Source organism: Acinetobacter sp. Q186-3 (genome assembly GCF_013420655.1).
In the GTDB taxonomy this organism is placed as follows: domain Bacteria; phylum Pseudomonadota; class Gammaproteobacteria; order Pseudomonadales; family Moraxellaceae; genus Acinetobacter; species Acinetobacter indicus.
The window spans coordinates 67,226-76,799 of sequence record NZ_VOXS01000010.1; the positions used below are offsets into that span (position 1 = coordinate 67,226).

The 9,574-nt window shown below is 46.2% G+C and carries 7 protein-coding genes and 1 pseudogene; 6 read left to right on the plus strand and 2 right to left on the minus strand.

The features are described from left to right. The first annotated feature begins 270 nt into the window (after positions 1-270). From lptE to FTT64_RS10135, 6 genes and pseudogenes are all read left to right on the plus strand, one after another. The gene (gene lptE, locus FTT64_RS10110; protein ID WP_005182353.1) at positions 271-798 is read left to right on the plus strand and encodes an LPS assembly lipoprotein LptE; all 528 of its coding nucleotides are present in this window, start codon (positions 271-273) and stop codon (positions 796-798) included. Further along, a complete protein-coding gene (gene holA, locus FTT64_RS10115) occupies positions 795-1,784 on the plus strand; it encodes a DNA polymerase III subunit delta (RefSeq protein WP_005182351.1) in 990 nt (329 codons plus the stop codon). The genes lptE and holA overlap by 4 nt, the downstream gene beginning before the upstream one ends. A gap of 118 nt (positions 1,785-1,902) precedes the next feature. Next, positions 1,903-3,246: a MacA family efflux pump subunit gene (locus FTT64_RS10120; protein WP_163146116.1), complete on the plus strand. Its 1,344-nt coding sequence runs from the start codon at positions 1,903-1,905 to the stop codon at positions 3,244-3,246. Between the two features lie 2 nt (positions 3,247-3,248). Next, positions 3,249-5,228 carry a MacB family efflux pump subunit gene (locus tag FTT64_RS10125; protein ID WP_005182346.1) on the plus strand — a complete coding sequence of 660 codons (1,980 nt, stop codon included), beginning with the start codon at positions 3,249-3,251 and terminating at the stop codon, positions 5,226-5,228. Between the two features lie 10 nt (positions 5,229-5,238). Then, positions 5,239-6,657, plus strand: coding sequence for an efflux transporter outer membrane subunit (locus tag FTT64_RS10130; RefSeq protein WP_104500936.1), 1,419 nt, complete (start codon positions 5,239-5,241; stop codon positions 6,655-6,657). 132 nt (positions 6,658-6,789) lie between these two features. Further along, positions 6,790-7,726: pseudogene (locus FTT64_RS10135) on the plus strand (IS5 family transposase). 66 nt (positions 7,727-7,792) lie between these two features. On the opposite strand, the gene FTT64_RS10140 reads toward FTT64_RS10135, so the two are convergent. Together FTT64_RS10140 and FTT64_RS10145 are read right to left on the minus strand one after the other, a co-directional pair. Then, the gene (locus FTT64_RS10140; protein ID WP_075167347.1) at positions 7,793-8,311 is read right to left on the minus strand and encodes a tetratricopeptide repeat protein; all 519 of its coding nucleotides are present in this window, start codon (positions 8,309-8,311) and stop codon (positions 7,793-7,795) included. Positions 8,312-8,904: 593 nt separating this feature from the next. Further along, complete coding sequence (locus FTT64_RS10145; RefSeq protein ID WP_227554592.1) at positions 8,905-9,477, minus strand: tetratricopeptide repeat protein; 573 nt, start codon at positions 9,475-9,477, stop codon at positions 8,905-8,907. Between the last annotated feature and the right edge of the window lie 97 nt (positions 9,478-9,574).

The following is a 9,574-nucleotide window of genomic DNA, read 5'->3' on the forward strand; positions in this document are numbered from 1 at the left end:
TCCCTCCCTTGCGAAGCAATGCTTCTCACCCTTTAAAAAAGGGAGGAGAACCCATTTTTTATAATATGGACCGTGGAAGTCCCCCTTTGTAAAAGGTGAGCCATATATGGCGCAAGAGGGGGACCTTTAAGGACGAATCCCTCCAAACCTCCCTTTACCAAAGGGAGGCTTAAAAAACACAAAGCCCGTTGCCAGTCAACGGGCTTTGCACATACAATCAAAACCTCATTTTATTTTTCGCTTGATTCAGGCCAACACAGAGGACAACACATGCATTTGGGCAAACGTGTCGCAGCTATTGTACTTACATGCGGTTTAGCTACTAGCCTGGTCGGTTGTGGTTTTCATCTGAAAGGCACCAACCCAACCGTCGCCCCGGTGGCCTATTCGAAAATGCGTCTGGCGCTGCCTGCCCAAGCGGAAGAATTACAGGAAAAACTGTCGATTTATTTGGGTGCCGCCGGTGTCCAGCTCAGCAATAGCAATGATGCCTATCTGCTGCGGGTACTCGACTATAGCCCGCGCCGTCTGGAATTAAATGGCAAGCTGGTCGAAACCATGCTGCGTTTAAATGTGACTTTCCGTATTGAAGATGCACAAGGCAATCCGGTAACTGAACCGCGTACCGTAGTCGCCACCCGAAGCTATCAATATGATGTCGCAACAGTGAACACCGATGATCAGGAACAGAAATTCCTGCGTGATGTGATCATTGATGATGTGGCCCAGCAAATTGTGCGTCAGATTTCATCAAACCGCTTACCTGCCGCATCGACCAGCCAAACTGCTGCACCATGAAACTGGATTACTTACAGGCCCTGAAACGGATTGATGATGCCCGGGGGGCCTGGGTGCTGCATGGTCAGGAACCATTACTAGAACAAAACCTGATTGATGCTTTTCGCCAAAGCTGGCAGAAGCAGGACATTGAACGTCAGCGCTATGATATTAGCAGCGTCAGTGACTGGAAAAATGTCTTTAATGCCTTAAACAGCCTGTCTTTATTTTCCACCCAACTGGCAGTTGAAGTGCATGGCAACATCAAGCCCGATGCCAGCAGCTTAAAACTGCTGAAAAGCTATTTACAACAAGACAGCAATAACCTGCTGCTGGTGGTCATGCCCAAGCAGGATGCCAGCAGCCTCAAGTCAAGCTTTTTCCAGACGGTGGAGGCCAATGGCGTTTGCGTCGCCTTAACGGCAAATTACCCACGCGATCGTCAGCAGATTTTAGCAGTTGAAGCACAAAAACTGGGGATTCAACTGGCCAATGATGCCTGGCAATGGCTGGAACAGCATCATGAACACAACTTGCTGGCGGCCAAAAATAGCTTGATGCGGGTGCGCGATACATTTCCGGACCTTGAACAGATTCAGATTGAGCATTTATATGCCTGCCTGCAAGACCAGTCGCGCTATACCACTTATGATTTAAGCGATGCCCTTTTAGCCGGAAATCTGGCTCAATCTATCAAGATTTTTCAGTATCTGACTGCCTCTGGCGAGCCGATGAGCCTGATCTTATGGAGTATCAGCAAGGAAATGCGACTTCTGATGCAACTGTTCGAGCAACCACAGAATGCCTTGCAACTGGGCATCTGGAAAAATAAGGTCAGCACTTACCAGCAGGCAGTACGCCGTTTGTCGCCACAAACGTTTTTAAGCTGGCCGGCGCTGTTATTAAATATTGATGCGGCCATTAAAGGCGTCAGTCAGGACAACCCGGAACAGCTGGTGCAGCAAGCCATTGCCAGTCTCTGTGGTCGGCCTTTATTTGCCGTTTAACAGGATATTCAGACCTGCATAGAATAATTATCATTTGCAATGTCTTCAAAATATTCACGATTTATCCTTAATTCGCTTTTATAATTCCGTTTAATTCTTTTTACCTGTTTCGATGATCATGCCTAAAATAAAACCAACCAAACTCGTGCTTGCTGCGCTGGCCATTGTGGCACTTATTGCTGCAGCCTGGTTCTTTTTAAAACCTAAACAGGAACAGCCACAGTACATTACCGCTGCTGTCAGCCGTGGCGATATTGAAAATTCAGTACTGGCCACCGGTGTCCTTGAAGCCACCAAAATGGTCAGTGTCGGCGCCCAGGTGTCGGGACAGGTCAGAAAAATGTATGTCGAACTCGGCGATCAGGTCAAACAGGGCCAGCTGATTGCCCAGATTGATTCGGTACGTCAGGAAAACGAATTAAAAACCGCAGAAGCCAGCATTAAAAACCAGCAGGCCCAACTGGCGGTGCGTCAGGCCAATCTTGCCAAAGTCGAAGCTGAATATCGCCGACAACAGGCCATGTATGACCAGGATGCGACCTCACGTGCAGAACTGGAAGCCGCACTGGCCAGCTACAAAACCGCACAGGCCGATATTGCTGCCATTAATGCCCAGATTGAACAGTCCCGCTTAACCTTAGCCACCACACGTGAAGATTTAGGCTATACCCGTATTGTTGCACCCATGGATGGTACGGTCGTGGCGATTGTTACGGAAGAAGGTCAGACTGTAAACGCCAACCAGAGTGCGCCGACTATTGTCAAACTGGCCAAGCTCGACACCATGACCGTAAAATCGGAGATTTCTGAAGCCGACGTTATGAAAGTGGAAGAAGGCCAGCGTGTGTACTTCACCACCTTGGGCAACAGTGAGAAAAAACACTACGCCACCTTGCGTCAGGTTGAACCGGCACCAAATTCAATCAATACCGAGACCAATAACAGTTCATCCACTTCAAGCTCTGCGGTGTATTACAACGCCCTGTTTGATGTTCCGAATGAAGATGGCAAGTTGCGTATTGACATGACCGCACAGGTGTCAATTGTGCTGGATGAAGCGAAAAATGTCCTGATGATTCCAGCGGCAGCCATTCAGGCCTCTAACCGTCCACAGCGTAGCCGTGCCCCGGGTGCAGATCAGGCGCCGGCTGAACGCGGTGCATCTGAAGCTCGTGGTCAACGCCCGGCCGGTGACCGTCCTGCGCGCTTAACCCTGACCGAACAGGAACGTGCCCTGATTGATCAAGGCAAAGCTGCACTGGCAATGGTACGTGTCTTACAGGCCGATGGCAGCGCCAAACCGCAACAGGTCCTGACTGGCTTAAATAACCGGGTTAGCGTTGAAATCATCAAAGGTTTGAAAGAGGGTGATCAGGTCATTATTGCCGATGGTTCAGATACTTCAAACGATGGCGCCAAACGTAGTAACCGTGGTGGTCCTTCCGGCCCAATGAGAATGTAAGCATGAGTCAACAACAGCAACCTCTACTCGAGGTCAAGAATCTGACTCGTGAATTCCCGGCAGGTGAATCAACGGTGCAGATTCTCAAGGGTGTCGATCTGGCGATTTACCCCGGCGAACTGGTCGCGATTGTCGGCCAGTCCGGTTCGGGCAAATCGACCCTGATGAATATTTTAGGCTGTCTGGATAAACCAACCTCGGGCAGCTACCGCGTAAATGGCCGCGAAACCCGTGAACTGGAACCCGATGAACTGGCCCAGTTACGGCGTGAATATTTTGGTTTTATTTTCCAGCGCTATCATCTGCTGGGCGATTTAACTGCAGCGGGAAACGTCGAAGTGCCGGCGATTTATGCCGGTGCCGATGCCGATGAACGTCATCAGCGTGCAGAAAAACTGCTGACCGATTTGGGTCTGGGTGAGAAAACCCAGAACCGTCCAAGCCAGCTTTCTGGTGGTCAGCAACAGCGTGTTTCGATTGCGCGTGCGCTAATGAATGGCGGCGATGTGATTCTAGCCGATGAACCGACCGGTGCGCTGGACAAAAACAGCGGCATTGAGGTAATGCGGATTCTGCGCGAGCTGAATGCCCAGGGTCATACTATTATTCTGGTCACCCATGACCACAATGTCGCCAAAAGTGCCAGCCGGATTATTGAAATCAGTGACGGGAATATTATTTCCGATCAGCCGAATACGCCAGAAACTGAAGATGCGCCCCTAGAAAAACAGCAACTGCAACGCAATACACAAAAGAAAATTTCGTCCTGGCGCTCCGCGGTGGACCGTCTGGGAGAAGCCTTCCGTATGGCCTTACTGGCCATGAATGCACACCGGATGCGAACCTTTCTGACCATGCTCGGGATTATTATCGGGATTGCCTCGGTGGTTTCAGTGGTGGCACTCGGCAATGGTTCACAAAAACAGATTCTGGAAAACATCAGCAGTCTGGGTACCAATACCATCACCGTGTATCAGGGCCGGGGCTTCGGGGACAATTCACGTTCCTCTCAGGTCAGAACCCTGATTCCCGCAGATGCCGATGCGCTGGCGGAACAGCCCTATGTCGATGGGGTCAGCCCGTCGGTGAATACCAGCGTGACCGGACGCTTTAAGGAAATTGAAGCCTCGACCACCGTGAATGGTGTGAGTGAAGACTTCTTCTATGTACGCGGTCTGGATTTTAACAGCGGTCAACCTTTTGACCGGAGCAGTGTCCGCACTCAAGCCCAAGACGTGGTGATTGATACCAACACCCAAAAGACTTTCTTTAGTGACGGCTCTAACCCGGTAGGTCAGGTGATTTTACTGGGGAGCGTACCGAGCCGCATTATTGGGGTGGTCGATGCCCAGCAAGGCATGGGCGGTAATGCGGATAGCCTGAATGTCTATCTGCCCTACTCCACCGTTTTAAGCCGGATGCTGGGGCAATCGCATGTGCGCAGCATCATTGTCCGGATTAAAGATGAATATCCAAGTGCCGCCGCAGAAAATGCAATTTTAAGCCTGCTGGTCCAGCGCCATGGCGCGCAGGATGTCTTTACCCAGAATGCCGACAGTATTCGGGAAACCATCCAGCAGACCACTGCGACGATGACCCTGCTGATTTCAGCCATTGCCGTGATTTCTCTGGTGGTGGGTGGTATCGGGGTGATGAACATCATGCTGGTATCGGTTACAGAGCGGACGCAGGAAATCGGCGTTCGTATGGCGGTGGGTGCCCGACAAAGTGACATCTTGCAGCAGTTCCTGATTGAAGCCGTACTGGTCTGTATTTTAGGTGGTATTCTCGGGGTGCTCTTATCTTTAGGGATTGGACAACTGATTACCCAGTTCGCCGGCGGGACTTTCCAAATGGCTTACTCGACCACCTCCATTGTGGCAGCCTTTATCTGTTCCAGCCTGATCGGGATTGTGTTTGGCTTTATTCCTGCCCGTAACGCTGCCCGTTTAAACCCCGTCGATGCCCTGTCTCGAGAATAAGGATACTTTCATGCAATTGAATTTCAGTAAGCTTGCAACCGCCTTGCTATTGAGCAGCAGCCTGGTCGGCTGTGCGGCGGTGGTGAAAACCCCATATCAGGCACCCGCTGTGACTATTCCGGGCAGTTTCCAGAACAGTAAAGCGGTTAGCCAGCAGGTGCATGCCCAGGTTCAGGCCGATCAGTGGTGGACGCTGTTTAAGGATGCCCAGCTGAATGCCCTGGTTGAACAAACCTTGACGCGCAATAGCGATCTGGCAGTTGCGGGGATTAACCTGCAACAGGCTCGTCTACAGGCGGGACAGTCTCAAAGCCAGCAAGGGATCCGGATTGGAGATGCCAGCATTTCAACCGGGCACCGTTTTAGTCTGGATGGCGATGGTAATGCCTCGACCGGAATTTCTCTGGGCTATCCACGCTTGAGTTATGAACTGGATTTATTTGGCAAACTGGCCAACCAGACCGAAGCTGCGCGCTGGGAAGCCTTAGCCACCGAGCAGGATTTACAGGCCACAGCACAGAGTTTGATTGGTACAGCAGCAGAGCTGTATTGGCAGCTGGGCTATTTAAATGAACGTTATCAGGTGGTCCAGCAAAACCTGGCGACCGCACAAAAAACCTATGAACTGGTACAAGTACAGTATCGGGCTGGCGCGGTATCGGGTCTGGATGTAACCCAGGCAGAACAGTCGGTACAAAACCAGAAATCAACCTTAAGCCAGATTGAGCAGCAGCGTGTAGAAACCCGGACAGCCTTGGCGGTTTTATTAAACATGCCGGTGCAGCAGCTGAATATTCAGGAACCGCCGCGTTTACCACGTACGGCGTTGCCGGAGATTAGTGCCGGTTTGCCGGCAGAATTATTGGCGCGTCGTCCGGACTTACAGGCTGCCGAGTTACGCCTGCGTAAAGCCCTGGCCAATAAAGATGCCAATCGGGCCAGCTATTATCCATCGATCAGCTTGACTGGCGCACTATCAACAGGTGTGGGTGCCTCTACCTCACTAAGCAGTGCATTGCAAAATCCGGCCTTGACCTTGGGTGCAGGATTAAGTCTGCCATTTTTACAATGGAATGACATGAAACGTGATTTACAGGTCAACGAACTGGAATATGAAAAAGCGATTTTGCAGTATCGCCAGACTCTATATGCCGCCTTTGCAGATGTGGAAAATGCATTATCGGCACGTAATGAGCTGGATAAACAGCTTGCCTTGCAGGCACGTAATGTTGAACTGGCGGAAAAGTCTGAACGGTTGACTGAAGTCCGTTATCGTAACGGCGCAGTGGCGTTAAAAAATCTGTTAGATGCACAGGAAACCACGCGTAATGCCCGTTTATCTTTGGTGCAAACCCGCCAGAGCCAATACAATGCTTATGTGACTTTATTGCAGGCATTGGGTGGAAGCCCGATTCAGCAGTTGCCTTAAATTTGATTAAAAATTAAAAAGCCCTAAGGGGCTTTTTTAAATTCAAGATGTAAAAATCTTAGAGTGTAGTATTTCATGGGCTTTGTTGCACAAACCTATCTGTAAAGGCTTTTTCAGCGATATAATTTTCAAATGAAGAAGCCTACACACAAAATCTACCGTACAACCAATTGGCCCGCATATAACCGAGCACTCATGAGTCGCGGAAATATTGCCATTTGGTTTGATCCTGCTACGCAATGGTATGCGCCATCAACAGGCAAAGGGCGAAATCAAACCTACTCCGACGCAGCTATCCAATGCTGCTTAATGATTAAATCCTTATTCCGTCTATCTTTACATATGGTCACTGGCTTTGTGCAAAGTCTGATTAAACTTTGCGGATGAGCAGCCCGAATATCAGTGATATTCGTACACCACGCTTTGTAGAAGACAAAAGCATATTGATATTGCAATCAGCTACCAAAAAAGTAGCGATGGGCTGCATCTACTCATGGACTCTACAGGCATGAAGTTTCTAGGTGAGGGCGAATGGAAACGCAAGAAACATGGACCTGAATATCGTCGCCAATGGCGTAAACTTCATATTGGTATAGATGCTAAAACCCTACAAATACGAGCAGTTCAGCTTACAACCAATAATGTCAGTGATTCACAGGTGCTTGGTGATTTACTTAATCAGATTCCACAAGATGAGCAGATTGACTCTGTTTATACCGATGGAGCTTATGATACCAAGCAATGCCGTCAGGTCATTGCAGATCGGCAAGCGCATGCAGTGATTCCACCTAGAAAAAATGCGAAACCATGGAAAGATACAAAGAGTAGCTCGCTAGCGCGAAATGAATTACTTCGAACAGTTAAACGTTTAGGCAGGACACTATGGAAAAAATGGTCAGGCTATCATCGCCGCAGTTTGGTGGAAACCAAGATGCATTGCATCAAATTATTAGGCGATAAATTAATGGCAAGAAGCTTTCCTAGTCAGGTGAATGAGATTCATGCACGTGTAGCAGTCCTCAACAGATTTACGGAATTAGGTCGACCACTTACCCAAGTTACGCCTTAAATTTGGCTCAATTAGGGGCGCTTTGCATTTCAAATCTTTGTGCAACAAAGCCGTAAATAGACCAAACTACTTATCACTCTCCATAAGAAGTTTTATATCATCTGGTATTGATGCATCTGGTATTTCATTATTTTTTATTTTCTGTAAATAACTTTTAGCAATTTCTTCATTATTACTTGCAGCAAGTGTTAGCCACTTTTCTGCTTTTACCAAATCTTGAGTTACTCCATTAGTTCCAAAAAAATAGGCTGTACCTAAATTAAGTTGAGCAAGTGAAGACCCCTTAGATGCAGCTAACTCTGACCAATAAATAAATTTCTCTCCACTTTTTGGTACGCCCTCACCAAATGCATATAATCCAGCCAATTCATTTTGGGCAATTACATCCCCACTTTCAGCAGACGTTTCTAAAAGTTTTAAATAATTTTCCTTATCGCCAGCTTCAGAATATTTCTGTATTTTTTGATATGAATCTTGCTCCGTTGATGTAATCTTTTCTGAATCAGGAAGTGTATTCGTTGATGTACCATTACTACAACCACTTACCATCAATAGGCTGAAAAAGATAGAATAAGAATATTTCATTTACTAACTCCAAAAATTAAAAACTTGACGGAAACCATTGAGAACTCGGAGGTACATTTAAATACACAGGATTTTCTTCTTGATATCTTTTCCCCAGTTCTTGTAATCGCTTCATTTCAGTACATTTGCCACTTGAGTTGGATTAGGCATAACTAATGCAGCGGTCTTTTGCTTCATCCAATAATGTAGATGCGCCGACAGGACTTGTATTAGTATAGACTACCCACCCATCGAAAATGCTTATGGTGAGGCAGGTAAACTATAATTAGCTAATGCTGGTACTGCTACTCAGCATGCTGAGTTATATTTTCTTGCGCATGGCTTTTTTGGTCATTATCACCACACCCAGTTAACCCCAATAAAATTGCTAGTAAAAGTATTTCTTTCATTTATTTCTCCTTGTTTTCAGTTATTTTACTTTTTAATAAATGACTATAATTGGTAAGAAATAAAAAAACCTGCTAATACTTTTCTCTTTAATTACAAAAACAAGAAAATAATTTTATTTAAAAAACCTATCAAACAGTATCTTTTCATATAACCCCAGAAAATAAAGCTTCATTATGATAAAAATGATAATGAAGCCTCATCATTTATTTTTGCCTAAGAATATTTAAATTATTAATTGCGTTTAAATGTCCTTGTTTAGCTGCTTTTTCATACCAAAATTCAGCTTGATTTTTATCTTTTTTTACATACACACCTTGCTCAAAGAAAACCCCTAAATTATATTGAGCTTCAGGATTACCTAGTTCAGCAGCTTTTTCAGAAAAACTAAATGCTTTCTCATAGTTTTCCTGATCCAAGTACATTTTTGATAAACCCTCATATGCCCGTGAAGGGTTATCTTGGACCCCTAATAAATACCAACTCTCTGCTTTTTCAAAATCTGGTGATCGACCAAAATCCTTAACTCTATATAGCTCTGCTAAGTTCAATTTAGCATCTTTGTTACCATACTTATTTGCTTCTAGAAAATACTCTTCAGCCTTCTGAAAATTCTTATCTTTTCCTAAACCAGCAAAATAAATCATACCTAATGAGTTTATAGCTTCATGGTTATTAGCTTTTGCAGCCTTTTCAAACCAATAGTAAGCTTTATCATAATTAGGTTTGATATTATCTAACCCATTTAGCTCTGTACACGACAAAAATAGATAACTCATTGAAATAATGTCACAATAATTGTTTTCTAACGACGAATACTATGACACATCTCAATGAGTTATATCTTATCTTAAACAAATCTCTAAAATGGAACAA